Below are 26,627 nucleotides of genomic sequence, written 5' to 3'. Positions count from 1 at the left end.
AAAAGTAATTTTCCCACTTATTATTGTTTAGAAACCAAAAAAAGCGGTAATCATCTAAGATTACCGCTTATATATATTTTATTTTTATTTTTTTGTTACATTTGCTGCTTGCGGACCACGTTCGCCTTCAACAATTTCAAAGGAAACTTCTTGTCCTTCTTCCAATGATTTGAAGCCTTCTTCCTGGATTGCTGAATAATGTACGAATACATCATTTCCTTCTTCCAGTTGAATAAAGCCATAACCCTTTTCTGCGTTAAACCATTTTACTACTCCGTTTTCCATGTAAATAATCCTCCTAAAAACTTTCACGTAAAACGTGTTAAAAGTTAATACAAAGTAGAATAACAGAATATCAAATAAGACAGCCCTATAGAAGTTTTGGATCACTATTACATCCACTTCCATAGAAGCTGCCTGTGTCATTAATGATTCCATATCTCTTCTTTGCTTGACCCTAATATAGCTTATTTACATAGTACTGTCAAGAATTCGACATCACTTTATGGTGAAAAAATGGTATAATGAAAACGCTTAACAAATTACTGGAATAAATGAAATTAAGTAAAATAAAAGGTACACTAATAGTAGATAGATATGAAGGGAGCAGGAAGAATGAAAACTGACATTGAAATAGCTCAACAGGCTACACTTAAACCGATTGGAGAAATCGCAGCAGGACTGAATTTATCCGAAGAGGAATGGGAGCCATATGGCCATACAAAGGCAAAGCTTTCCGATAATTTATTAAATAAATTTAAGGATAAAGCAGATGGCAAGATTATTTTAGTGACATCAATAAATCCTACCCCTGCCGGTGAAGGAAAATCGACAGTAACTGTAGGACTTGGGCAAGCATTAAATAGACTTGGAGAAAAAGCCGTTATTGCACTGCGTGAACCATCACTGGGACCGGTTATGGGAATGAAGGGTGGAGCTGCTGGTGGCGGTTATTCACAGGTGCTTCCAATGGAAGATATCAACCTGCATTTTACTGGAGATCTACATGCAATAACAAGTGCTAATAATGCTCTCTCAGCGATGATAGATAATCATATTCACCGTGGAAACAACTTAAATATTGATCCACGCAGAATTGAATGGAAACGAGTTATGGACATGAACGACCGTGTATTACGCCAAATTGTAGTGGGATTAGGCGGTCCACTGCGTGGTGTTCCGCGTGAGGATGGCTTTAATATTACAGTGGCTTCAGAGATAATGGCTATTTTATGCCTATCAACAAGTCTGGAAGATTTAAAAGCGAGAATTGCAAAAATAGTAATTGGCTATTCATACGATGAAGAGCCGGTTATGGTTAAAGATTTAAAAATTGAAGGTGCATTAACATTATTATTAAAAGATGCAATTAAACCGAACCTGGTTCAAACAATTGAAAATACACCTGCAATTATTCATGGTGGGCCATTTGCAAATATTGCCCATGGCTGTAACAGTATTATGGCAACTAAAACAGCAGCAAAACTAGGAGACTACGTTGTAACTGAAGCAGGGTTTGGTGCTGATCTTGGTGCGGAAAAATTCCTGGATATTAAATCACGTGCAGGTGAATTTGATACGGATGCAGTAGTTATTGTTGCAACCGTACGAGCTTTAAAAATGCATGGCGGTGTTGCAAAGGATAATCTAACAGAAGAAAATGTTGATGCCTTAAAAGCAGGTATGAAAAATCTAAAAAAACATATTGAGACGATAGAAACTTATGGGCTCCCCTATGTGGTTGCCATAAATAAATTTCCTACTGATACCTCAGCAGAAACAGGCTTCATAGAAAGCTGGTGTGAATCAAGAGGAATTGGAGTGGCACTAACGGATGTGTGGGCCAAAGGGGGAGAGGGTGGCATTCAGCTGGCTGAAAAGATCATTGAAAAAACAGAAACACCAGAGAGAAACTTTAAAAGACTTTATGAGTTAGAGGAAACATTGGAAACTAAAATTAGAAAGATAGCACAAACTGTTTATGGAGCAGATGATATTGAACTGTCACCCAAAGCTAAAAAACAGATTATATTTTATGAACAACAGGGATGGGGTAAGCTTCCCGTGTGTATGGCAAAAACCCAGTATTCCTTATCAGATGATCCTTCGCTACTCGGAAGACCTGAGGGGTTTACTATTTCAATTAGGGAAATGCGTCCATCAGTAGGCGCTGGATTTATTGTTGTTTTAACTGGTGATATGATGACAATGCCCGGTCTGCCGAAGAACCCTGCAGCATTAAATATGGATGTTACGGATGACGGAAAAATTGTTGGATTATTCTAAATGGGGAAAGAAATTATATTAAAAAAGATAGAGGAATACGTATTTAACTACTTTCATAATGATTCAAGCGGACATGACTTTTATCATATGAAACGTGTTGCAGAGCTGGCAAAGACAATAGCTGTAAAAGAAAATGCAGATACATTCATTTGTGTAGCGGCAGCCTGGGTTCATGATATTGGAGATTCCAAACTTTTTTCAAATCCAATACAAGCAATAAAGGAAATGAATACCTATTTAGAATCAATCCACCTATCCAGAACTGAAATAATCCAAATAAATGATGCAATCAAGGCTGTATCATTCAGTAAAGGGGACGTCCCTAATACTTTTGAAGGTAAAATAGTTCAGGATGCTGATCGAATTGATGCAATTGGTGCTGTCGGTATTGCAAGAACCTTCGCATATGGTGGAACAAAAGGTCAACCGATCTACCATCCGGACATCACAAAGAACTCAATCCAGCATTTTTATGATAAGTTATTAAAATTAAAAGATTTAATGAACACAGCGTCCGCAAAGGAAATGGCAGAAGAAAGACACAGGTTTATGGAGATTTTCCTAGACCAATTTAATAAAGAGTGGTAGTGAACAATCAGTTTGGAGGTATATCTTTTTCTCCAAACTGATTGTTTTCCTATCTTTTGTTAAAAGTCCGGGAGTGTTTTATGTTACAATAAATGCGATAAAACAAAGCAAAAAAGCGTGATAGCTGGAGGGGATTATATGGTTAAAGGCGAACAAGCATACTTAAATTTATGTAAACATATATTAGAAAATGGTGAAAAGAAGGAAGACCGGACAAAAACCGGCACATATTCGGTATTCGGTCATCAAATGCGATTTGATTTAAAAGAGGGTTTTCCTTTACTTACTACAAAAAAAGTCCCATTTCGATTAGTTGCAAGCGAACTTCTCTGGTTTATAAAGGGGGACACAAATATCCGCTATCTGCTGCAAAATAATAATAATATCTGGAATGAATGGGCTTTTGTAAAATGGGTGAATAGCACTGAATATTCCGGTCCGGATATGTCCGATTTCGGCATTCGCAGTCAGAAAGATCCTGTTTTCAATGAACAATATCAGGAACAGATGGCAATTTTTAAAGAAAAAATTCTTAATGATGATGATTTTGCTCGTAATTTTGGGGATCTGGGTTCAGTATATGGAAAACAGTGGAGAGAGTGGAAGACATCTAGAAATGAAACAATTGATCAATTGAAAGAAGTGATTGATGCAATCCGTAACAACCCGGATTCACGCCGTCATATTGTCTCCGCCTGGAATCCGGAAGATGTACCGAATATGGCTTTGCCTCCATGTCATACTTTATTTCAGTTCTATGTAGCTGATGGGAAATTGTCATGCCAGCTATACCAGCGAAGTGCAGATGTGTTTTTGGGGGTACCATTTAATATTGCGAGCTATGCATTGTTAACCTATTTAATCGCCCATGAATGTAATCTGGAAGTAGGGGAGTTTGTTCATACATTGGGAGACACACATATATACGCAAACCACGTGGAGCAGGTAAATACTCAACTCAATCGTGAAGTACGGTCATTACCACAGCTTGAAATTAATCAGGATAAGACTAGCATTTTTGATTTTGAGTTGAATGATTTTGAAATAATTGATTATCATCCACATCCAACAATTAAAGCACCAATTGCTGTGTAAAAATATAAGGAGGGTTTTCTGCTTTGATATCACTGTTATTAGCTATGGACAAAAATAATGTAATCGGGCTTAATAAAGATTTACCCTGGCGCTTGCCGAAGGATTTGCGTTTCTTTAAAGAAAAAACAACCGGTCAGACCGTTATTATGGGAAGGAAAACATTTGAATCCATGGGCGGAGCATTACCAAATAGAGAAAATGTTATTATCACTAAGAAACAGTCAGGCTTCCCAGAAAATGTTAAAGTAATTAATGATTTGAAAACTATAAAAGAATGGAGTAAATCCAATCCAGATAAAGAGTATTTCGTCATCGGTGGGGGAAATATATTTGAACAAATTTTAGATTACGCTGATCGAATGTACATTACTTATATTGACGAAGCATTTGATGGTGATACATACTTTCCTGGATTTCCGGCAGAACAATGGGATTTAACTTCAAAAGTAAAAGGGGAAAAGAATGATACAAACCCGTACGATTATTACTTTTTACAATATGATCGAAAATAATGGATAGAGGAGAGGCTATGCATATTTGTGGGGTTATTCTTTCTGGTGGAAAATCCTCCAGAATGGGAACAAATAAATCTTTGCTGAAACTGGGAAATCAAACAGTGATTGAACATATCGCAAACGAGCTTCAAACATATACGGATGAAGTTATCGTTATTGCCAATGAACCTTCTGTGTACAAATTTCTTAATTTGGAAATTTACAGTGACAGGTATATAGATAAAGGGCCATTAGCAGGATTCGAAACAGCTATGTATCATAAAAATGCAGATGCATTTATAATTGCAGCATGTGATATGCCTTTAATTAGTGGGAAGGTATATGAGTATTTATTAAATCAATTGGAATACTATGATGCAGTGGTTCCTGTTTTTGATGATCAACTGCATCCACTTTCCGGAATCTATAAAAAGAATGTACTGCCAAAAATTCAAGGAAATTTAAATAAAGATGTACGTAAAGTGAAAAGTTTCTTTGATGATGTCCATGTTAATTTTATACATGACTTTGGTCAAATTTCAGATGAACTTTTACAAAGGCATTTTTTTAATATGAACAAACCATCACACTATGAAGAGGCAAAATCATTATGGCTTGTTTAATATTGGAATAACGTGTTAAACTAGACACGATTACAGTTTAGTCAATTATGAACGTTATGTGTATTTTTTAGGAAATATACTGATGTTTTTTCAAGTATGCATTATAATTAATACTAACTTACAAAGAAGGTGTACTTATGTTATCCAGTATAGGAATACCAGGATTAATTTTGATTTTAATTATAGCATTAGTTATTTTTGGTCCAAAAAAGCTTCCGGAAATCGGCAAGGCTGCTGGACAGACACTGCGTGAATTCAAAAGTTCGGCCCAGGATTTAACGCGTGATGCCTCTGATGAAATTAAAGAAGCGAAAACACTTGTTAAAGATGAGGAAAGCAAATAACTATTGGAGTGATTTAAATGTTTAGTAGTATAGGCATTCCAGGATTAATTTTAATTTTGGTTGTTGCATTAGTGATCTTTGGACCGTCAAAGCTCCCGGAAATCGGCAAGGCTTTTGGCAGCTCGCTAAAAGAATTTAAGAATGCTACAAAAGATATTGTTGGCGATGAAACAAGCAGTAATGAAAATAAAAAGTAATTAAAGTGCGTGTTCAAATTTACCAGACTTTTTGAACAACCTTTTAAAGTGAATTTGATGAAGGTGTAAGGGCATTAACCTTACATCTTCTTTTGCGCTTATGCGTTAGGGAGTGTAAAGGAATGTCTGAAGAAGAACAATTCGACAATGAAAAAGAAATGAATCTAGTTGGACATCTATCTGAGATGAGGAACAGACTTATTGTAACAGCTGTTTTCTTTATCTTGTTTTTTATCGTTGGTTTTATATATGTTAAAGATATATATTGGTTTTTTGTTAATGATCTAGACTTTAAATTAACAGTTATTAGTCCTGGTGAAATTATATGGATTCATTTTACAATGGCAGGACTGGTTGCAATCACAGGAACACTTCCTCTTTTGGCATATCAGATTTGGGCTTTCATAAAGCCTGGCCTAAAGCCTAATGAAAGAAAAGCTTCACTCGCATATATCCCTGCAATCTTCCTGCTGTTCATAGGTGGATTAGTTTTTGGATATATTATGTTTATTAAATTAATCATGCCATTTTTACTTTCTTTGAATGATGGTATGTTCAATGAAATGTTTACAGTAGATAAATATTTTAAGTTTTTATTACGTATAACGCTGCCCTTTGCAGTACTTTTTGAAATACCAATGTTTGCAATGTTTCTGACGAGCCTGGGTATACTTACACCTGACTTCATGAGAAAAACAAGAAAATATGCATATTTAATACTGATTATTATTGGAACAATTGTAACCCCACCTGATTTTATACTGCAGATTGTTGTTGCAGTACCATTGATTATTCTTTATGAAATTAGCATTTATCTGGCAGCGATTGTTTATCGTAAAAAACTTCGTAAACATCAAAAAATTATGGAAGAGGATAGCTTTTAATGATGGGGTGAGGATATGCGGTCATTTTATCAATTTTTAATGACATTTAGAGGGAAAAAGAAGCCGGATGATAAAAGCCGGTTAGCTGACTGGGCGTTTTTTGATCATGATTTCCCTAAACACTCGGATGATTATGATGAAGTAAGCAATTATCTGGAATGGAATAGTCCTTTTGCCAATGCTTTAGTTGTATTTGATGAACTATGGGAAGTATTCAAACTAAAGAAAGATTGATTTAAACAGCGCTTGATTTAAGCGCTGTTTATTTATTTTGGCGAGATCGATATAATATTTTTAAAATTAACAGTTACTTCTTCATATTTATTCAGCTGTAAACTAACATGATTTGTATTTTTATCCAATTTAATTATTGTCCCAATATAATCATTTACTGCATGATCTTTATAAACAGTTAGTGCAACAGAATGCTGCTGTTTATATGCATAAATTAATTGATCATTTATTATTTCAATTTCCTGAGGATCAAGGATTGGTTTGCTTGTTTTTTTGTCCTCCTGCCATAAGTTCCTCAGTAAATCTACATGCTCCGGCAACATTAATGATGTCCATTTGATCGAACCCCTATCTTGTTGCATCTCATTATCACCTCATTACAACTATACACGAACATAGGTTCTTAAACAATATCTAAATATAAAAAGCTGTTAAAAGCAGGGAGCATACAGTGTAATTAGCATAAAGTAATTTTCAAACAAACGTTTGATCAATTATTGTAAAATTATAAATACAACTGAATTAAGATCGTAAAAGGGAATAACGAGTTATAATTCCAATTTCGCCAAAAACTGCGACACGTGTAGGAATTTGTAATCTTTTGCGGTTACCCGGGAAATAAATCATTATTTAAAATATTATAAAGAATAAACTAATAGTAGATATTCAAAAAGTCTGGCAAAAAAATGGAGATTTTTTCTTGAAATCCAGGTTTTTAAATCTACTCTATATTATAGAGGGTATAGCCTACACTTTTTTAAAATAACCACGTACAATAATCTAAAGTGACAAATAGTAAAAGGGGGATATTCATGTTGTTTCCAAAGCAACGTCCAAGAAGTTTTAATCCCGGCCCTATGCAACAAGGTTCAAATAACTCTATGTTTCCAAACCGGGGTTTAAGCCAACCCACACAGAGAAATAATATTCAAAGCATGGTGCAGCATTTTACACAACCACAAGCCTCTGCCAACATAGTCAATAAAGGAGTAGGAGGTCTTTCCAAAACATTAACAAATGTACAGCAAGTATTAAAGGTGGTCGAATCAACTGCTCCAATCGTAAAGGAATATGGACCAATGGTTAAAAATTTACCTGCAATGTATAAAATGATAAAAGCTTTTAAAGAAATAGAAAGTACAGATGAGGAGTTAGTTGAAGATAAGGAGGAACAAGCGGTTCAGGGAGATCAGTATATTTCCCAAAATGATGCAGAAAATGATACAGCATTCAAACCAAATAATGATAATGGTATGTCAACACCAAAATTATTTATATAGTTATAAGTCATTCAACTTGATTTTTAGTCCAATTAACGAAAAAATAGAGATACAAATAAATCTGGCTTTGGAGGTATTAACATGACTAAAAATAATGAAGTAGCTACATTTGCCGGTGGATGTTTTTGGTGTATGGTGGAACCATTTGACGAACGACCTGGGATAGTAGATGTTGTTTCAGGATATACAGGTGGTACCATCGAAAATCCAACGTATGAACAGATATGCTCAAATACCACTGGTCATCTGGAAGCAGTTCAGATCACATTTGATCCGACCATTATGTCATATGAAGAATTAGTCAATACATTTTGGCAGCAAATTGATCCAACAGATGCCGGTGGGCAGTTTCACGATAGGGGTGAATCATATCAAACCGCTATTTTCTACCATAATGAAGAACAAAAAATAACAGCGGAGAATTCCAAACAGAAAATAGAAGCCAGTGGCAGGTTTACAAAACCAATTGTAACAGGGGTTATTCCGGCTAAAACTTTTTATAAAGCTGAAGAAAATCATCAGGATTACTATAAAAAACAATCTTTTCATTATCGATTATATAAAAAAGGATCGGGGAGGGAAGATTTTATTAATAATAACTGGAAACAAAAAGTAGATAAAGCAGACTTAAAAAAGCAGTTAACACCAATTCAATATGTTGTAACGCAGGAAAATGGTACAGAAAGACCGTTCCAAAATGAATATTGGGATAATGAAAAAGAAGGTATTTATATTGATTTAATTTCCGGTGAAGTATTGTTTTCTTCAAAGGATAAATTTGATGCGAACTGCGGTTGGCCAAGCTTTACAAAGCCTGTAGACAACTATCAAGTAACAGAGAAGACAGATTCAACACATGGTATGATTCGAACAGAAGTAAGAAGCAAATCAGCAGACTCCCATCTAGGACATGTATTTGAAGATGGACCAAAAGAAGCTGGCGGTCTGCGTTATTGCATGAATTCCGCTGCCATGCATTTTATTCCAAAAGAAGAAATGGTAGAAAAAGGGTATGAAAAATACTTATACCTCTTTAAATAATATCTGTTTTTAAATAGTATTTTTTTGTCACGAAAGATATAAAATGCGACGTAACTGCTCCGTTGATTTCCGCTTCGGGCAGTCGCTTTCCGCGGGCACGGCCTCAGCCTCCTCGCAGAAGACCACCGCTGCGGGGTCTTCAGACTCGTGCTTTTCCCGCAGGAGTCGACTGCCCTACGCTCCAATCAACCATAATAAGAATAGGTAGTAATAGTTTAATTCAATCAATAATAATCACCTTTTGAAGTTGCAAAACACCCTCTCAGCGAAGGAAATACACGAAGACTCCTGCGGGAGCAGAGGCCTAGATGAGACCCCGCAGTGCGAAGCATGAGGAGGCTCATCAGCCACCCGCGGAAAGCGTAGTGTATTTCTGTAGCGATTGATGAAATTATCACTATTGATTTTACTTCGCACTTTCTATCAACTACGAAGATTATAAAGTAACAAAGCTTGTGAAAAAAGCCAAAATAATGAACAAAAGTAAAACTGTAATATTATTATGTAAACAAATAAATACAAATTTGAGGACTGGTAAAGAGATGATACATTTAAATTGGGAAGACAGAGACACTATAAAACAAATCGAATGTGTACATGCTGATGCTAAGAAATTTATTGTACATGATAAATTAACACCAGGAAAAAAATATGATGTCAAAAATGAAACAGATGAATTTTATTTTATAATTGATAATAGTGAACGCATCGGTGGTTTTCTAAAAGATTATTTTAAAGAAATAAAATAGCAGGGAATTCTCCCTGTTATTTTTAATAAGAATATGGTTTATAATTTTGTCGATTGATGATATAATTTATTTACTATTTCGAAAGTTAAATAGAGCTAGCTATAATCCAAATAAAAGGGAATGATCCAAAATGAAAAAAATTTATTTTGTTCGTCATTGTACTGCTGATGGTCAACATAAGGATTCACCATTAACAACAATTGGTATGAGGCAAGCTCATCTGCTTTCAGTTTTTTTTAGTGAACAACAAACAAAAATCGATAAAATTATTTCAAGCCCCTATTTACGTGCAATTGAAAGTATAAAACCATATGCTGAAAAAGAAAATATTGAAATTGAAATTAATGACCGATTAAAAGAGCGTATATTAAGTGAAGATCCGATTGATGACTGGATGGAGGTATTAGAACATTCCTTTAATGATCATCATTATTCTTTACCTGGGGGGGAATCTGCCAATGATGCAATTCTAAGGGCAACTCCAATACTTGAATCCATTTATCATGATGAAAATATTAATAATGTGATTTTAGTCAGTCACGGAAATCTATTAGCATTATTGATTCACCAATTTGATAAAAACTTTGGCTTTGACCAGTGGAAAGAGTTAAACAATCCGGATGTATATTTAATTAATTATGAAAAAAACAATACATCAATCAAATGTTTATGGAATACGTGAAAAGAAATATTTATAAATATAAATTCGCCAGCATAATTCCCAGACTTTCCTGATAGATTTCAGGAAATTGTCCAATTGGTAATGGATTAATTCCGGTTCCCAGTTCGATAGTGAATCCAGGTCTCCTGAATTCCTGAATGAACCAATCTTTATAGCCGGCAAAGCTGTCAATATATTGTACGGGTAAGTAACCGCTAACCCTGGCATATTCATTTACAATTACTTCTGAGACAGGTGGTTCAAGACCTTCAAACCCCCAATATATTACTTCACCCTGTGTATGAAATGCATTTACACGTAAAAAATCTCTTGAATTGGCTAATTCTGCCATGGCAATTGACTCTGGCTCTGACAGGGGGTGTGGACCGGGATAGTCTCTTGGCTGTGGAGTTGTTGGTTTTCGTGCTGCCTCGACTTCCCATAGTGCAGGATATTGATTATTTAAGTCCACTCCATTTATATTTGCTTTCCAATTGGAAAAGTCTTCGTTCTGATTATTTATAGCCAATACCTCATTCTGATGCTCGCCGGCTGCCGAGGATCCTTTTAATACAAGATCCACCCCATCCGGATTGACCATTGGTACGATCGATAATAGTGTATCCATATACAAAGGAAGCATAAATATACCTCTAATTGGTGTATTATTCGTTAACGAAAGCGCATATTCATTGATAAAACTCATAATAACCGGTGTTGTAATCCATTCATTTGCATGAAAGGATCCATTTAGATGAACTTGTTTTTCTCCCGTACCTATTTGTAACTCTATTAATTCTTTACCCATGACAGAACTGCCAATAGTTTGCCTGAATATAAATGGATAAACAGCTAGCAATTGCTGGATATCCGCGAGCATTTTTTCATATGTGTAATTATTGACATCTGTAACAATTAACTCCCGTATCTGCTGAGGAATTGATATTTCCTGTCCGATTTGCAGATTGGTTGCAGAAATCATCGGATTCACCAATAATAAACTGGCGATTGAGATATTATTATTGATGGCTATCGACCATAGGGAATCATTTTCTTTAATTGTATATCCACTTAATACATACCCTGGTATTTGAACTTGCTGACCAACCATCAGTTGATTTGCCGCTATTTGAGGATTTGATCTTTCAATTAATATCATTGGTATACCAAACAATTGACTGTAATACCAAAAAGTATCTCCGGAACGAACAAAAATTTCCATCATATTCTCTCCCTTAAGTTACGATAATAAATAATATGATTAAAATATAAAAAGATGAACCTTTTATTTTTTTGCTTAAATGCGTTATAATAGCAGTGAATAAAGCAAAGATAATCGAATATTTATTGTACGAATTTTGAAGGAGGGGATTTACCTTGGCTTTTGTGATTACATCACCTTGTAAAGATGAAAAATCAGGGGAATGTGTAGAAGTTTGTCCTGTTGATTGTATAGAAGAAGGAAAAGATATGTTCTATATAGATCCGGATATCTGTATTGATTGTGGGGCATGTGAAGCTGTGTGTCCTGTTGAAGCAATATATATGGAAGACGAAGTACCAGAGGAAGAAAATGAATATATCGCTTTAAATCGTAAGTTTTTCGAAGAGAACTAAAAAGCAGCCGCTCACCCAACAGGTCAGCGGCTTTATTTTATTGAAAAATTATTATATCCTTTGTCCTCATCTGAAATAAATTCCTCAATATTTTCTACTTGAATGAATCGATTCAGGCCTGATTTTAACTCATTTAAAAAGGAATCCAGCTGCTGTTTTGTTCCTTCAACCTCCATTTCAACTGTACCATCCATTTTATTGCGTACCCATCCGACCAGATGGTGTTCTTTAGCTTTCATCTGTGCAGTATATCTAAATCCCACACCTTGTACCCGACCACTGATTGTTAAATGTTTATTCATTTGAAAATCACCTCTTGTAATTGCTTTATTATATTATATATCCCTTATTCTATTATAAAAAACCATATTCTTACATTGAACTACCCGCCACTTATAAAAGAAAATCACTTTTCTTGAAGTGGGGGGTTCTGAAATCATCAGACATACATCGCTGCATGACCGTTCCTGTTCAACTAAGGGACGGATTTCCTGCTTTTCAATTTCGATAATCTTTTTTGTTCCAAGTCTGTCAAAGCCCCTGGAACAAAGAGTTCACCAGTCTGGCGAAACTTATCTGCGTCAAAAAACTCTGAAAGGTAAAATGTATGTGTGCGGATTCCTTTCAGGTGTTTGGAAACAAACCTCCACTGCACCCAGTGATGCGCACCTATTATCTTCTCCGGTAATAGTGCACGCAACACTGGTGGAAGTTTTTCTTTAAATCCTAATGCTCTTCTGGCAATGACGAAACTTGCTGCTTCATGAATCGAAATTCCAAGTCGTTTCATATATTTTATTTTACCGATTTGGCTTGTATAGGCAGGGTTCACATCAAAAACAGCTACCCCCATTTTTTCTGCTCTAACCTTGATGGCGGTTATCATTTTTTTATAAGCAAACATAGACATTTTGCGATTCGCTTTTTTGTTTCCGTATGGATTGGATACCTTCGAAATGGTTGTATTTAGCTTTTCCAATGCAATCGGTTTGTTCACTTTTAAAGCAATATTCACGATTCCAATTGCCTCTGCTTCCATAATTTTTGTGATTTGACCTGATTTTTTGTTCTGAATATCAATTGGCATCACATGAGATGAAAGCAGCTGCCCTTTTGCATTAATTTGTGCGATAGCAAAGTGATCGACATTACAATCAACACCAATAACCCCTTCTGACTTGGAGTAGCTTACTTGTGTCCCCGATTCTACATCGATCATACACTTAAAAATATAGTAATCACCATAGTCCTCCACAGCCCAGGCAAACGGTTCGCCATGTTTCTTTTTATCCTTAGAATTCATTTGTGTTTTAATAGCGGACTCAATTTGATCTTGCCCATAGGGAAATAGCACATCTTCAACATAGACGAAGCTTCTATCTGGTGTTTTAAAATGTAGCTTTTTATCTTCTATATCATAGTTGAAAACAAAATTCCCTGCAGAGGCATCTTTCCGACCTGAAATAACCATTTTATTATGCCGGGCATGTTTCCAATTTTTTTGCCAAGTTTCATGGTCATTAAAGTAGTGTTCTTTCGTATATTGTGATTTAAACAATTTTTTCGACCCAAATACGGCACTTGGTACGCCAGTTTCCAACTGTTTTAGTTCTTCTTCCAATCTATTCAACTTGGAAGTCAAAAAGCCGATTCTAGTTTTTAATTCTTTAATATTTGGATCAAGGTAGTTATGTTCAAATTCATATGCGTGATAATAGATATCTGTTTGTTTCTTGAAACATACAGCATAATAGTTGCCTATTTTTTGTTCTTTTGCACGCTTTGGAAAGTTAGGATTGTCTTTGGTGAAGGATGTTTTGATTTTTCTTATGGCGGTGAGTCTGGAGCGGTCTTTTTTAAGCTTCTTTTTGGTGGCTTTGATTTGTGCTTTTTTGTTTCCTATGTAAAGTTTTTTCAATTCGTCTAAGCTTTTCATTTGAGCATTTGCGGCTTGGACGGCACTATTTGCGTAGTAGTCATCTAATTGGAATTTTTCTTTTGTAATAAGATGGAGTGATTTGTCACGCTTTTGCTTGCCAGATCTTTTTTCTTTGACAAGGGAGTTGAATACAAAATGTTTGGCCCGGTTAAAAGCGGAGAGAGCATTTGAAATAGTAATGACAAATTCATTCGGAAGCGTATGTTTATAGATTCGATTGGAGAAATAGGTTTTTGTACTCATTCCGCATGCCCCTTCTTAATTATTTAGTTCCATTATACCGGAATATACGTTCTAGTCAAGAGCGAACTTGCAATTGGTACAATTAGAATTGGTGAAGTGTAATGGCCTGGAAAAATTGTCTCCGTTGGAGGAGCGATTCATCCCCTTTGCGATTCTTCAGCTGTTGACTCATTCCCTGAGGAAGGGGTCTTCTTAAGATGATAAAATCCCTAAAATTGGACATGCTTTGAATAGTAAACCTTAAATTATGATGTTTTTAAGCAGGGTGTGATAAATATCACACCAATTCTAATTTTTCCATAAATTGTTTGTGGTACATAATTATACATGTTATCCTAAAAATAATATATATTTTCAAAATTATAGTAATTAAGCTGAATTACTGGAGGTGCCAAATGAAAAAACCATCTACCCCTTTATGGAAAAGATTATCTTATTTTGGTAAATCAGAAAAACTAAATGATCAATACGAACGATCACCACAGGATCGTAAAACAGAAAAAGTATATCGGAGCAGATGGCAGCATGATAAGGTTGTTCGGACAACTCATGGTGTTAACTGTACAGGTTCGTGCAGCTGGAAGGTCCATGTCAAAGACGGAATTATTGCATGGGAAACACAACAGACAGATTACCCTTCCACTGGACCCGATATGCCAGAATATGAACCGAGAGGCTGTCCGAGGGGTGCAAGCTTTTCCTGGTATACGTATAGTCCGCATCGAGTGCGTTATCCTTACATTCGATCATCATTATTGAAAATTTGGTCAGCAGCATTGGCCGAACAAAGGGACCCTGTAAAAGCATGGAAAAGTATTGCAGAAGATCCAGTAAAATCACAGCGTTACAAATCAGCCCGCGGTAAAGGTGGCTTTGTTCGAACAACATGGGAGGAAATTAATACACTTATTTCTTCATCCATTATTCACACTATCCAAAAAGAAGGACCTGACAGAATTTTTGGTTTTTCGCCGATTCCTGCCATGTCAATGGTTAGTTACTCAAGTGGAGCACGATTTTTAAATCTGATAGGTGGTTCACTTTTAAGTTTTTACGATTGGTATGCAGATTTACCACCGGCATCTCCACAAGTTTGGGGAGAGCAAACGGACGTTCCGGAAAGTTCGGATTGGTATAATTCAAGTTATCTATTAGTTTGGGGATCAAATCTGCCACAAACTCGTACACCGGATTCGCATTTTATGGTAGAAGCCAGGTATAAAGGAACAAAAGTTGTTGCAGTTGCACCTGATTACGCGGAATACGTGAAATTTGCAGACAACTGGCTGCCAGTACAAGCAGGGATGGATGCAGCACTGGGAATGGCAATGACACATGTAATTTTAAAGGAATATTATGTTGATCAGGAAACACCTTATTTCAATGATTATGTTAAGAAATATACGGATCTTCCATTCTTAATCACCCTGGATCAGGATGGAGAGAATTTACGATCAGGGAAATTTCTACGCGCCGAGAAACTTGGTATGGAAATATCAAATGCCGATTGGAAAACAGTAGTATTTGATGAAAACACCGGATCCTATGCTGTACCTGATGGAACCATTGGTCATCGATGGGAAGATAATAAAACCTGGAATTTGCATTTACGTGACACCGACAACCAGCTTGGTGAGATAGACCCGGTTTTATCGCTAATTGATCACTCTGATGAAGTGGTTGATGTAAGTTTTCCGGAGTTTATGGCTGCTGAACGTAAGATATACAAGCGTAAAGTTCCAGTTAAAAAACTCACAATTGATGGAAAAGAGCAATATATAACCACAGTATTTGATTTAATGCTGGCGAATTGTGGTGTAACCAGAGATTTGCCTGGTGAGGATAAAATCACTTATGAGGATGAAAATGCACCATTCACTCCAGCCTGGCAGGAAAAGCTAAGTGGAGTACCTGCTGGAGATGTTGCACAGATTGCCAGAGAGTTTGCGCAAAATGCAATTGATTCCAATGGGCGTTCTATGATTATAATGGGATCCGGAATTAATCATTGGTACCACTCTGATATGATTTACCGGGCCATTTTAAATATGGTTCTGTTAACAGGCTGTGAAGGAGTAAATGGTGGTGGTTGGGCTCATTATGTAGGACAGGAAAAAGTTAGACCTCTTGAAGGTTTCCAAACTGTCGCTATGGCTAAAGATTGGGGCATACCTGCACGACTTCATGCCGGGACATCCTTTTTCTATTTTGCAACTGAACAATGGCGATATGATGACCAAAAGGTAGATCAATTAATATCACCATTAACCAAAAAAGGCCGCTATGAGCATTTAGGAGATTATAATTCACTTGCAGCAAGGCTGGGGTGGTTGCCATCTTACCCACAGTTTGATAAAAACTCTACAAAATTAGTTGGAGATAAATCAAACGAAGAGGTTGTTCAATCTATTGTTGAACAGATAAAATCGGGTGATATGGAGTTTGCTATTGATAATCCTGGGGATCCAAATAACTTTCCAAAACTTCTATTTGTATGGCGTGCCAATCTTATTGGAAGTTCAGCGAAAGGGCATGAATACTTCTTAAAACATTTACTCGGAACCCATGAAGGAACATTGAGTGAACAGGAAGAAGAAAAGAACACAAATGAGATCAAATGGATTGAGGAAGTACCTGAAGGGAAACTGGATTTACTTATAAATTATGATTTCCGTATGAGTGGAACCGGTTTATATTCGGATATAGTTTTACCTGCAGCAACATGGTATGAAAAACATGATTTATCAAGTACGGATATGCATCCATTTGTTCATCCTTTTAATCCGGCAATATCAACACCATGGGAATCAAGATCTGACTGGAATGCATTTAAATCGTTAGCTAAGAAGTTTTCTGAGATGGCTGAAACCTATTTCCCGGATCCTATTAAGGATGTTGTCACATCACCACTATTACATGATACAAAGGATGAAATTCAACAGGCATATGGAACAATTCCAGACTGGAAATATGGTGAATTCGAACCTGTACCAGGAGTTAACTTCCCTAAAATCCAGGTAGTCGAACGGGAATTTACAAAAGTCTATGAAAAGTTCATTTCCCTGGGCGATAAAGCACGTGGTCAAATTGGCGCCAAGGGAATATCATGGAATGCTGAGGAAGAATATGATCTACTGAAAAAACTATCGGGGACAAATAAACGGACCAAACATATTAAAGGATTACCAAGCCTGGATACAGACAGACAGGCTGCCGAATCAATTTTAACGTTATCAAGTACAACAAACGGATCATTGGCAATGAAGGCCTGGAAGGCTCTGGAAAATAAATCCGGACAAGAAAACCTGACAGATCTGGTTATTGAACGATCTGAGGAAAGACTTTCATTTAATGATATAACAACACAGCCAAGACAAGTACTGTCCTCACCGGTCTTTAGCGGATCAGCAACCGGAAACAGACGTTATAAAAATTTCACAACAAATATTGAACGCATGATCCCATTTAGAACTTTGACAGGAAGACAATCCTTTTATCTTGATCATGATGTGATGCTTGAGTTTGGTGAAGAGTTACCTACATTCAAGCCTCCACTTCAGAAGCTGACATTTCAAAGTGGGGACAGAAAACCGGACACAGTTGAAAATGAAATAACATTGCGTTATTTAACACCACACTTTAAGTGGTCGTATCACTCAACATATGGTGACACACTGCCGATGCTGACATTATTCAGAGGTGGACCGCATGTATGGTTAAACAATGATGATGCAGAATCAGTTCATATTAAAGATAATGATTGGATAGAAATGTACAATCGTAATGGCGTTGTCGTAGCAAGAGCCGTTGTGAGTCACAGAATACCAAGCGGAATTGTTTATATGTATCATGTGCAGGATCGATTAATAAATGTTCCTGGATCAAAAATTACGAAAACACGTGGCGGGACATTTAATAGTCCAACACGTATTCATATAAAACCAACACAAATGATTGGAGGATATGCACAGCTCAGCTATGGCTTTAATTATTATGGACCAACAGGAAATCAGCGTGATGAACAAGTAATTATTCGAAAAATGGAAAGGGAAGAGGTGGATTGGCTTGAAGATTAAAGCACAATTTGGAATGGTGATGAATCTTGACAAATGTATCGGCTGTCATACATGTAGTGTAACTTGTAGCAATACTTGGACAAACCGCCCCGGAACTGAGTATATGTATTGGAATAATGTGGAAACTAAACCTGGTGTAGGCTATCCGAAAGAATGGGAAAATAATGACGAGAAAAAAGGTGGATGGCACTTAAAAAATGGAAAACTGGAATTAAAAGCCGGTGGAAAGTTCAGCAAACTTATCAACATTTTCTATAATAAAGATTTAGTAGAAATTGATGACTACTATGAGCCTTGGACATATGACTATGAAAATTTAGTAAATAGTCCTGAAAAAGATCATCAGCCTGTAGCACGTCCAAAGTCCCAATTAACCGGGGAATATATGGATATTACATGGGGACCCAACTGGGAGGATGACCTGGCAGGTGCTCATGAAACGGGAAAAAATGATCCCAATATGCGTAATTTGGATGAACAAATCAAATTTGAATTTGAAGAAACATTTATGATGTATTTACCGCGTATTTGTGAACATTGTCAAAATCCATCCTGTGTATCATCTTGTCCTTCCGGGGCAATGTATAAAAGAGAAGAGGATGGTATTGTACTGGTAGATCAGGATTCCTGTCGCAGCTGGCGTTTTTGTATGACAGGCTGCCCATATAAAAAGGTTTACTTTAACTGGAAAACAAATAAAGCGGAAAAATGTACGTTTTGTTTCCCAAGAATTGAAAATGGTCAACCTACTATTTGTTCTGAAACCTGTGTTGGTCGCCTACGTTATATTGGTATTGTGTTATACGATGCTGATAAAGTGCTTGAAGCTGCATCGGTTGAAGATGAAAAAGATTTATATGAGGCTCAATTAGGTACATTCTTAGACCCTTTCGACCCTGTTATACAAAAAGAAGCAGTTAAACAAGGAATTCCTGAGGACTGGATAGAAGCTGCACAAAAGTCACCGGTTTATAAATTAGCTGTTGAACAGAAAATTGCTTTACCCTTACATCCTGAATACAGAACAATGCCAATGGTATGGTATATTCCACCACTAAGTCCTTTTATGAATGCTTTAGGTGGACAGGTTGATTCATTAAGCCCTGATGTTATATTTCCAACGATCAACCAATTCCGGATCCCGATTGATTATTTGGCAAGTTTATTTACAGCGGGCGATACCGGTGTGATTAAAAAGGTACTTCGGAAGCTTGTTGCTATGCGTACATATATGCGTGCGGTTCAGCTTAATAAGCCGTTTGATCATTCCATTCTAGAGGCTGCCGGCATGACGGAAGAGGTAGCAGAGGAAATGTATCAGCTTTCTGCAATTGCAAAATATGAAGATCGTTATGTTATCCCTAAATCACACCGTGAGGATTCAGGTGATATGTTTTCACACCAAGGTAATGCTGGTTTTGAATTTATGGAAGCATGCCGCAGCTGTATGGGTGGGGGACAAGAAGCTGATCCATTGGAATACTATGAAAGTGGATTTTGGAGGGAATTAGATGAAAGCTCACCAAAAGGTGTATAAAATAACATCCATTTTTTTACAATATCCACAAAAAGAATGGTATGACTTTCTGCCTGAGATAAAAAGTGAAATTGCAACAATCGAAAACCCAACTGCAAATGCTTATCTAACATCATTTATGTATTATCTGGAATCTACACCATTTGATCAGCTGTGTGAAAGGTATGTAAAAACATTCGACTTTCATGGCATCACAACATTATATCTAACTTATAATGTATTTAAGGATTCGCGGGAACGTGGAGAGGCTTTGGTGAAATTACGCCAGCTTGTCACAGATTCCAACCTGGAAACCGAGACAGAAGAGCTTCCAGATTATTTACCAATGATTTTGGAGTTTTTGTCAGCAGCTGAAGATAAGTATGTACAAAGAATGTTGAAATTACATGCAAAATCAATATTAAAATTGGATCAGGATTTAGTAGAAAATGATAGCGACTATCATTTTCTACTAAAGGCTACAATTGAAATTTCAAATGAAATGATGAGAAACGCAAAAGTATCTTAAATTGAAAGGGTTGGGGCTTCATGACAAACCTTGATATATTTCTCTGGATTATATTTCCCTATATTTCATTAACCATCTTTATACTGGGACATATTTATAGATATAATACGGACCAGTTTGGCTGGACTGCGAAATCAAGTCAATTTCTTGAACAAAAAAGATTGAGATTTGGGAGCACTGTATTTCATTGGGGAATAATCTTTGTGTTTTTTGGCCATGTTGGAGGACTGCTCATACCTAAATTATGGTTTGATACAATTGGTATAACCGATGATATGTACCATTTTGGCGCTATTTGGTTTGGCGGTTTAGCAGGATTAGCAGTAGTAATAGGAGGATTCTTTCTCTTTTTACGACGGGTAGCAGTTAAGAGAATTGTTAAAAACAGTTCTGTTAGTGATTATGTTGCGCTAATCATGCTTGGTATCGTTGTTCTGGTTGGTTTCACAAATACGGCAGGGTATACAGCAACAGGTGGATCATTTGATTATAGGGTAACAATTGGCCCATGGTTAAGAGAAATTTTAACATTACGACCATCAGAAGGTATGGTTTTAGCGATGGCTCAGGCACCTATTGGGTTTAAACTGCATGTTTCCCTTGCCTTTGTCCTATTTGCTATTTGGCCTTTCACAAGATTGGTTCACGTATTTAGTTTACCTTTAAAATATTTAAATAGAAATTATGTTGTATATCGAAACATCAAACCATACCATAAAACAAAGGTAGCAGAAAAAAAGGAAATTAATTAATTGCTTTAAAATGTCCCCGCATTTATTTTATGGATGTGGGGGCTTCATTGTAAGCTATATACTAAAAGAATTGATATTGGGGGAATATCTATGGCGATTACAGGGCCGGCACTCAGGCAGTTAAGATCACATCGATCCATACATGAAGGAGCTTATGCTGAAGCAAGGGATATTACAGATGTAACCGACAGATTATTTTATGATGATCGCAAAGAAGACTGTTTAAAAGCAGCAAATGCATTGGTCGAATACTGGGAAACACGAGTTATTGCACATGCTGACACAGAAGATGAAGGATTTTACAAGGAATTATTGGAAAAACGTCCTGAAATAACAAAAGAAGTACATATGCTTTCAAGGGATCATGATTTATTCCGTAAAATTGTAGGTAATATAAAAGAACAATTGGAAGAAAAGAAAATGGTTACGAAAGAAATAGTCAATCAATTTCATGCCTTATTAGTTATTAAAGAAATTCATAATAAAGGTGAAGAAGATAATTTATTTACAGAGTAATAATAATGGCCCTATCACGATCAATATAGTGATAGGGTCTTTTTTATACATAATTTTAATTTCTAAGTCAATAATAAAATTATCTAAGTACGTAAGGAGTGATCACATATGACCGATCTTCAAATGCCACAATTTCCTAAACCTTATTGGAGGGATTCTGTATCAATACCAGAGTTTCCAAAGCTTGATGAATCTATTAAAGCTGATGTTGGCATAATAGGTGGAGGAATCACCGGTATAACTGCAGCATATTTATTGGCAAAACAAAATTTGAAAGTTGTATTATTGGATGCAGGCGTAATTTTAAATGGAACAACCGGACATACTACAGCAAAAATAACAGCACAGCATGGGTTAATCTATGATGAATTAATCCAGCATTTCGGACCGGAAAAGGCTTTAAACTATTATAATGCTGCTGAGGAAGCAAAAGAACTCATTGAACAAACAGTAGATAGTCTTAAGATTGATTGTGAATATAAAAAGGAAGATGCAATTCTTTATACAAATTCAGAGTCTTATATCACCAAATTAGAAAATGAAAAAAAAGCTTATGACCAGCTTAAAATCGAGAACGAATTTACAGATAAAACACCATTAAATATACCTATAAAATCAGCATTGATTATGAAAGACCAGGCACAGTTTCATCCATTAAAATATTTAAAAGTATTAGCTGAGGAAAGTGTAAAACAAGGGGCACAATTTTTTGAACAAACAACTGCAGTCGACATCGAGTATAATAAGCATCCAAGCATCGTAACACGAGATGGCCATCGTGTTACATGCAGATATGTAATTTCTGCATCACATTTTCCCTTTTATGATAAAGAAAGTTTTTATTTTTCACGAATGTATGCAGAAAGATCCTATATTATTGCAGTCAAGTCCGAAAAAAAGTTCCCTGGTGGCATGTATATAAACGCCGAAGAACCGACTCGATCGATAAGAGCAGCAAATCTAGATAAGGAAGAACTATGGTTAATTGTTGGAGAGAATCATAAAACAGGACAAGGAAAGTCAACAATGATTCATTACAATGAGCTACAGGAATTTACCAAAAAACATATTGGTATAAGTGATTTTGTTTATCGTTGGTCAGCACAGGATCTAACAACCCTTGATAAGCTGCCATATATCGGCCCTGCAACAAAATCAGAAGATGCTATATTGGTTGCAACAGGATTTCGCAAGTGGGGAATGACAAATGGAACAATTGCAGCAAAAATCCTTAGTGACAGGATACTGGAAAGAGACAATCCATATCAAGAATTATTTTCACCGGCCAGATTCCAAGCCGATCCTTCCATCAGAAAGTTTGCCCGAATTAATGCTGATGTAGCAAAACATATGGTTAAAGGTAAACTTGAATATACGAAAAACAGCATTGATGAGCTTTCAGCTGATGATGCGACAGTTACCCGTATTAATGGTAACAGGACAGGTGTATATAAAGATCAGGATAATAAAATTCACATGGTTGATACAACCTGCACACATTTGGGATGTGAGGTCGAGTGGAATTCAGGTGAGAGAACATGGGATTGTCCATGTCATGGTTCAAGATTTAATTATACTGGCGAAGTAGTTGAAGGCCCTGCTAAAAGACCACTAAAAAAAGTTGAAAACAAATAAAAAACAACCACTGAGGTTGTTTTTTATTTGAAATTTTAACTATAATGATAATTTGAAATAAATGAAACAAAATCGCTTTCCAATTGATGTTCAAATTTATAAATAATGTACATACTGGCTGTCGGAATTTCAATAAAAGGAACAGAAACCTCCATTAATCGTCCTTCCAAAAGTTCCCGGTTAATAATTGATTTTGGTAAAAAGCTAACACCAATTCCTTCTAAAACAAACCGCTTCGTAGCATAAGTCTGATTAACTTTCATGAATTTTAATGAAGGTAATTTGTATTTCAACAGTTCTTTGAGTGAATCCCAATAAGCTGGATGATTATCAGAAAACACGATATTATTTTCCAGGAGCTCCAACGCATCAATAATTGGTCCGGATTCTGCATCATAGCCATCATGTTTGCATACAAGGCTAACAGGTTCTGTATGGAACTTAACCGTTTTTACATTTGTTAAACCTGGAAGACAGGATAATCCTATATCAAATTCCCCATTTTTTATTAACGGAGAAATTTCGGCAGATTCCAGCACTTGAATAGATAATTCAACATCAGGAAAGTGTTTCGTATATTTATGTAATATGCTTGGTAATATTGTATCTGCATACATTGGTGAAATAGCAATACGTATTGTTTTATTATAGCCCTGTTTATATTGGTTTACAGTCTCAATACTTTTATCATATTGGGATATCATTTGTTTTGCCTCTTGATAGAATAACCTTCCAAACTCAGTAAGATAAATATTTCTGCCAATTTTACTAAATAACTTTACTCCAAGTTCTTTTTCCAATTGCTTAATTTGAAATGTAATAGCAGGTTGTGAAACAAAAAGTTTTTCAGCTACTATTCTAAAATTTTCATACTCTGCAGCCATTATAAAGGTTTTTAATACTCGAGTTTCGATATCCTCACCTCATTAATAAATATTACTTATCATTATACTAAATAATATTGAATTTTAATAATTGTTTATATCAATTATACTTTAATTAAGATGAGGGAAGGGGAGATTAATATGTATCAGCCAGGTCTAAAGGGAATTACCGCAGTAGAAACTAAATTATGTCACATTGATGGTGCGCAAGGCGTTTTAACATACAGAGGAAACCCAATACAATCAATCGTAGAAGATAACACCTATGAGGATGCAGCCTATTTCTTACTATATGGTAATTTCCCATCAACTGAAGAATTACAAATATTTAAAGAAAAATTAAATGATAATAGAGAATTACCTGCATATGTTAGGGAGATCCTTGATAGTATTCCTTCTGGGCAAACAATGATGGATGTATTACGTACGACGGTTTCATCGCTAACAACAAAGAAACTTATGGAGGATAACGCAACCCAACTGATTGCAATAATACCAACAATAATTGCTTATCGCTATCGAAAAATGAAAGACTTACCAATTATCAAACCTGATCCTGCACTAAATCATGTAGAAAATTTCATGTATATGCTTTCTGATAAAGTGAATAAATCAGATGTTAAAATACTGGAAGCATATTTAATTATGACGATGGAACATGGGTTGAATGCATCGACTTTTGCTGCCAGGGTCACAATATCAACAGAAAGTGATCTGATCTCAGCAATCACCAGTGCAATCGGAACAATGAAAGGCCCGTTGCATGGCGGAGCACCATCTGGAGTAATAGATTTACTTGATGAAATTAATACAACAGATAACATAAGTGAAATAATTCACAAGAAACTTAAAAATAAAGAACGGATTATGGGATTTGGCCACAGGGTTTATAAAACAGTTGATCCACGTGCAATTGCATTAAAGAAGAAAATAATTCAATCAGAACATTTACCGGAATGGATTAAATTGGCATTAGAAACCGAAAAAGTAACAATAAAACTATTAAATGAATACAAACCGGAACAAAATCTATATACAAATGTAGAATATTATGCAGCAGCAATTATGAAATCATTAGAACTGGATCCAGAAATATTTACAGCAATATTCAGTTCGAGTCGAATTGTTGGCTGGTGCGCACATTCAATGGAACAAGCTAATAACAATACGATTTTTAGACCAAATGCAACATATATTGGTGATTAGCAAAGTTTATACATTAAGCACTGTAAATATTAGTTTGATTATTTGCAGTGTTTTTTTATTTTATCTCACTATCAAGAGTATACTTTTATATTGAGACGAGATTTACGTGTTTTTTATAGCTTCCTATAATAATTATTATGGTAACTCGAAATACTAAAAAAATAAAGTGATAACACTTCACCCTTTCTCTATATTGGATAATTGTGTGAAATTATATCGAAATAATTCATCTGCTTTAATCCATAAAAAATTTATTTTGCGCTTTGCGACAGCCGCACTTGTTGAAGTATGTTTTCTATCAGATAAATTATCAAGTTCTATTTTTTCTTTTTTGAACTCGATTATACTTTCTCTTTACATAAAGATCTTTGTCTGCATCATTGTAGATCCAATTTGAAAATAATTTTATTGTTTTTCTGCCTCTTATATGGACCCGATAGTGATTGTTTTGTGTTACGAATTAAGTTTTTAACCCTTTGCTGCTAAGTATTTCCATTAAAGAATCCATGAATGCCTTTGAATCGCCTACAAATGTAAGAGTGTATTTTTCATAATTAATATAGCCATCACCATCAAAATACCCTCTCACAAAATGACTCATATATTCTTCAGGAACGTTTGGAAATTTAGCAGAACTCGACTTGTTCGGAATAATCCCATGAATATTAATGATATCTTCTTTCATGATTTTGTTGTTTAATGGTAGAATGTAGACACGTGTCTTTTTATTTTGATATAAAGGCTGATTAGAATCCATTTCCTTTTTAATATTTTCTAGAATGTATTTTTCCTTTTGAGAAATACTAATGAATTGACTGTCCCGTGCTACTGTACCATCCGCAATGAAGAAACCTAATATATATGACATGTTATTTGACCACGTTTTAAAATAATGCTCATTTAGCTGATATATGCGTTTCCAACTTCCTCTTGGTCTTCTTTCAACATTATTTTCTTTTAATAACTGGTTAACATACCATGCAGAAACATTTGCCCGTTTACCAATATCAGCCGTACTTTCCCCTTCCTTATACAATTAATAATCTCTTACGTACTTAATTTTCTTTTACGTATTCTATTAACACTTTTATGCATCTTCCCCACCCTCTTTATAACCGAACGAATGTTTTGTTCGTATTATAGCATTACTTTATACTAAATAATAGTGGGTATATTAATCCGATATCATATACCCCAGATAAAATTTTCTGAAGTAAGTCGGAAATTTGATTTCTTTT

The 26,627-nt window shown here is 35.6% G+C and carries 27 protein-coding genes and 1 pseudogene; 21 read left to right on the top strand and 7 right to left on the bottom strand.

Annotated elements, in window-relative coordinates; genetic code table 11:
* Nucleotides 1–84: 84 nt before the first annotated feature.
* The gene (locus CIL05_RS11370) at nucleotides 85–285 is read right to left on the bottom strand and encodes a cold-shock protein (protein WP_036572880.1); all 201 of its coding nucleotides are present in this window, start codon (nucleotides 283–285) and stop codon (nucleotides 85–87) included.
* Nucleotides 286–615: 330 nt separating this feature from the next.
* Between CIL05_RS11370 and CIL05_RS11365 the strand changes: the two genes are divergently transcribed.
* The 9 genes from CIL05_RS11365 (at nucleotide 616) to CIL05_RS11325 (ending at nucleotide 6,745) form a co-directional block, all read left to right on the top strand.
* On the top strand, nucleotides 616–2,286 hold the full coding sequence (locus CIL05_RS11365; protein WP_095655657.1) for a formate--tetrahydrofolate ligase: 1,671 nt from the start codon (nucleotides 616–618) through the stop codon (nucleotides 2,284–2,286).
* Entirely contained in the window at nucleotides 2,287–2,874 is a 588-nt protein-coding gene (locus CIL05_RS11360) for an HD domain-containing protein (RefSeq protein ID WP_095655656.1), read from the top strand. It begins immediately after the preceding gene.
* 138 nt (nucleotides 2,875–3,012) lie between these two features.
* The gene (locus tag CIL05_RS11355; protein ID WP_095655655.1) at nucleotides 3,013–3,969 is read left to right on the top strand and encodes a thymidylate synthase; all 957 of its coding nucleotides are present in this window, start codon (nucleotides 3,013–3,015) and stop codon (nucleotides 3,967–3,969) included.
* A gap of 23 nt (nucleotides 3,970–3,992) precedes the next feature.
* Nucleotides 3,993–4,481: a dihydrofolate reductase gene (locus tag CIL05_RS11350; protein WP_095655654.1), complete on the top strand. Its 489-nt coding sequence runs from the start codon at nucleotides 3,993–3,995 to the stop codon at nucleotides 4,479–4,481.
* A 17-nt stretch (nucleotides 4,482–4,498) separates the two neighbouring features.
* Nucleotides 4,499–5,086: a molybdenum cofactor guanylyltransferase gene (gene mobA, locus CIL05_RS11345; RefSeq protein WP_095655653.1), complete on the top strand. Its 588-nt coding sequence runs from the start codon at nucleotides 4,499–4,501 to the stop codon at nucleotides 5,084–5,086.
* A 137-nt stretch (nucleotides 5,087–5,223) separates the two neighbouring features.
* A complete protein-coding gene (gene tatA / locus CIL05_RS11340; protein WP_095655652.1) occupies nucleotides 5,224–5,430 on the top strand; it encodes a twin-arginine translocase TatA/TatE family subunit in 207 nt (68 codons plus the stop codon).
* 17 nt (nucleotides 5,431–5,447) lie between these two features.
* A complete protein-coding gene (locus CIL05_RS11335; protein ID WP_095655651.1) occupies nucleotides 5,448–5,627 on the top strand; it encodes a twin-arginine translocase TatA/TatE family subunit in 180 nt (59 codons plus the stop codon).
* Nucleotides 5,628–5,749: 122 nt separating this feature from the next.
* Nucleotides 5,750–6,511 carry a twin-arginine translocase subunit TatC gene (gene tatC / locus CIL05_RS11330; RefSeq protein WP_095655650.1) on the top strand — a complete coding sequence of 254 codons (762 nt, stop codon included), beginning with the start codon at nucleotides 5,750–5,752 and terminating at the stop codon, nucleotides 6,509–6,511.
* 15 nt (nucleotides 6,512–6,526) lie between these two features.
* Nucleotides 6,527–6,745, top strand: coding sequence for a YozE family protein (locus tag CIL05_RS11325; protein WP_095655649.1), 219 nt, complete (start codon nucleotides 6,527–6,529; stop codon nucleotides 6,743–6,745).
* Between the two features lie 32 nt (nucleotides 6,746–6,777).
* Here CIL05_RS11325 and CIL05_RS11320 read toward each other — a convergent pair whose 3' ends face one another.
* The gene (locus CIL05_RS11320) at nucleotides 6,778–7,107 is read right to left on the bottom strand and encodes a YolD-like family protein (RefSeq protein WP_095655648.1); all 330 of its coding nucleotides are present in this window, start codon (nucleotides 7,105–7,107) and stop codon (nucleotides 6,778–6,780) included.
* Nucleotides 7,108–7,557: 450 nt separating this feature from the next.
* Between CIL05_RS11320 and vrrA the strand changes: the two genes are divergently transcribed.
* The 4 genes from vrrA (at nucleotide 7,558) to CIL05_RS11300 (ending at nucleotide 10,497) form a co-directional block, all read left to right on the top strand.
* Nucleotides 7,558–8,025, top strand: coding sequence for a VrrA/YqfQ family protein (vrrA, locus tag CIL05_RS11315; RefSeq protein WP_095655647.1), 468 nt, complete (start codon nucleotides 7,558–7,560; stop codon nucleotides 8,023–8,025).
* 81 nt (nucleotides 8,026–8,106) lie between these two features.
* Nucleotides 8,107–9,066 carry a peptide-methionine (R)-S-oxide reductase MsrB gene (gene msrB / locus CIL05_RS11310; protein WP_095655646.1) on the top strand — a complete coding sequence of 320 codons (960 nt, stop codon included), beginning with the start codon at nucleotides 8,107–8,109 and terminating at the stop codon, nucleotides 9,064–9,066.
* A gap of 542 nt (nucleotides 9,067–9,608) precedes the next feature.
* Entirely contained in the window at nucleotides 9,609–9,815 is a 207-nt protein-coding gene (locus tag CIL05_RS11305) for a DUF6501 family protein (protein WP_095655645.1), read from the top strand.
* A gap of 130 nt (nucleotides 9,816–9,945) precedes the next feature.
* Nucleotides 9,946–10,497, top strand: a complete 552-nt coding sequence (locus CIL05_RS11300; protein WP_095655644.1) for a histidine phosphatase family protein — start codon at nucleotides 9,946–9,948, stop codon at nucleotides 10,495–10,497.
* A gap of 10 nt (nucleotides 10,498–10,507) precedes the next feature.
* On the opposite strand, the gene CIL05_RS11295 is transcribed toward CIL05_RS11300, so the two are convergent.
* The gene (locus tag CIL05_RS11295) at nucleotides 10,508–11,698 is read right to left on the bottom strand and encodes a M14 family metallopeptidase (RefSeq protein WP_095655643.1); all 1,191 of its coding nucleotides are present in this window, start codon (nucleotides 11,696–11,698) and stop codon (nucleotides 10,508–10,510) included.
* 155 nt (nucleotides 11,699–11,853) lie between these two features.
* Here CIL05_RS11295 and CIL05_RS11290 point away from each other — a divergent pair, with 155 nt between their 5' ends.
* On the top strand, nucleotides 11,854–12,093 hold the full coding sequence (locus CIL05_RS11290) for a DUF362 domain-containing protein (RefSeq protein WP_095655642.1): 240 nt from the start codon (nucleotides 11,854–11,856) through the stop codon (nucleotides 12,091–12,093).
* A 32-nt stretch (nucleotides 12,094–12,125) separates the two neighbouring features.
* Here CIL05_RS11290 and CIL05_RS11285 read toward each other — a convergent pair whose 3' ends face one another.
* Both CIL05_RS11285 and CIL05_RS11280 read right to left on the bottom strand, forming a co-directional pair.
* Complete coding sequence (locus tag CIL05_RS11285) at nucleotides 12,126–12,395, bottom strand: acylphosphatase (protein WP_095655641.1); 270 nt, start codon at nucleotides 12,393–12,395, stop codon at nucleotides 12,126–12,128.
* Nucleotides 12,396–12,568: 173 nt separating this feature from the next.
* Complete coding sequence (locus tag CIL05_RS11280; protein WP_095655640.1) at nucleotides 12,569–14,275, bottom strand: IS200/IS605 family accessory protein TnpB-related protein; 1,707 nt, start codon at nucleotides 14,273–14,275, stop codon at nucleotides 12,569–12,571.
* Between the two features lie 395 nt (nucleotides 14,276–14,670).
* On the opposite strand from CIL05_RS11280, the gene CIL05_RS11275 reads away from it, so the two are divergent.
* The 6 genes from CIL05_RS11275 to CIL05_RS11250 all read left to right on the top strand — a co-directional run bounded on the left by CIL05_RS11275 (nucleotide 14,671) and on the right by CIL05_RS11250 (nucleotide 23,299).
* The gene (locus tag CIL05_RS11275; RefSeq protein WP_095655639.1) at nucleotides 14,671–18,351 is read left to right on the top strand and encodes a nitrate reductase subunit alpha; all 3,681 of its coding nucleotides are present in this window, start codon (nucleotides 14,671–14,673) and stop codon (nucleotides 18,349–18,351) included.
* Nucleotides 18,341–19,888, top strand: a complete 1,548-nt coding sequence (gene narH / locus CIL05_RS11270; protein ID WP_095655638.1) for a nitrate reductase subunit beta — start codon at nucleotides 18,341–18,343, stop codon at nucleotides 19,886–19,888. Before CIL05_RS11275 ends, narH begins: the two co-directional genes overlap by 11 nt.
* Nucleotides 19,863–20,396 (top strand): nitrate reductase molybdenum cofactor assembly chaperone, encoded by a 534-nt coding sequence (gene narJ, locus CIL05_RS11265; protein WP_095655637.1) that lies wholly within the window; start codon nucleotides 19,863–19,865, stop codon nucleotides 20,394–20,396. Before narH ends, narJ begins: the two co-directional genes overlap by 26 nt.
* Before the next feature lie 20 nt (nucleotides 20,397–20,416).
* Entirely contained in the window at nucleotides 20,417–21,148 is a 732-nt protein-coding gene (gene narI, locus CIL05_RS11260; protein ID WP_095655636.1) for a respiratory nitrate reductase subunit gamma, read from the top strand.
* 90 nt (nucleotides 21,149–21,238) lie between these two features.
* A complete protein-coding gene (locus tag CIL05_RS11255; protein WP_165769111.1) occupies nucleotides 21,239–21,664 on the top strand; it encodes a hemerythrin domain-containing protein in 426 nt (141 codons plus the stop codon).
* 108 nt (nucleotides 21,665–21,772) lie between these two features.
* A complete protein-coding gene (locus CIL05_RS11250) occupies nucleotides 21,773–23,299 on the top strand; it encodes an FAD-dependent oxidoreductase (RefSeq protein ID WP_095655634.1) in 1,527 nt (508 codons plus the stop codon).
* 35 nt (nucleotides 23,300–23,334) lie between these two features.
* Here CIL05_RS11250 and CIL05_RS11245 read toward each other — a convergent pair whose 3' ends face one another.
* Nucleotides 23,335–24,213: a LysR family transcriptional regulator gene (locus tag CIL05_RS11245; protein ID WP_276245344.1), complete on the bottom strand. Its 879-nt coding sequence runs from the start codon at nucleotides 24,211–24,213 to the stop codon at nucleotides 23,335–23,337.
* Nucleotides 24,214–24,324: 111 nt separating this feature from the next.
* Between CIL05_RS11245 and CIL05_RS11240 the strand changes: the two genes are divergently transcribed.
* The gene (locus CIL05_RS11240) at nucleotides 24,325–25,389 is read left to right on the top strand and encodes a citrate/2-methylcitrate synthase (RefSeq protein ID WP_095655632.1); all 1,065 of its coding nucleotides are present in this window, start codon (nucleotides 24,325–24,327) and stop codon (nucleotides 25,387–25,389) included.
* Between the two features lie 177 nt (nucleotides 25,390–25,566).
* On the opposite strand, the pseudogene CIL05_RS22620 reads toward CIL05_RS11240, so the two are convergent.
* Nucleotides 25,567–26,425: pseudogene (locus CIL05_RS22620) on the bottom strand (LAGLIDADG family homing endonuclease).
* Nucleotides 26,426–26,627: the final 202 nt, after the last annotated feature.

Origin of the sequence: Virgibacillus profundi (assembly GCF_002287375.1) — a bacterium.
Taxonomy (GTDB): domain Bacteria; phylum Bacillota; class Bacilli; order Bacillales; family Amphibacillaceae; genus Virgibacillus_K; species Virgibacillus_K profundi.
Note: the sequence above shows the minus strand (reverse complement) of the source record. Positions and strands in the feature narration are given on the sequence as shown.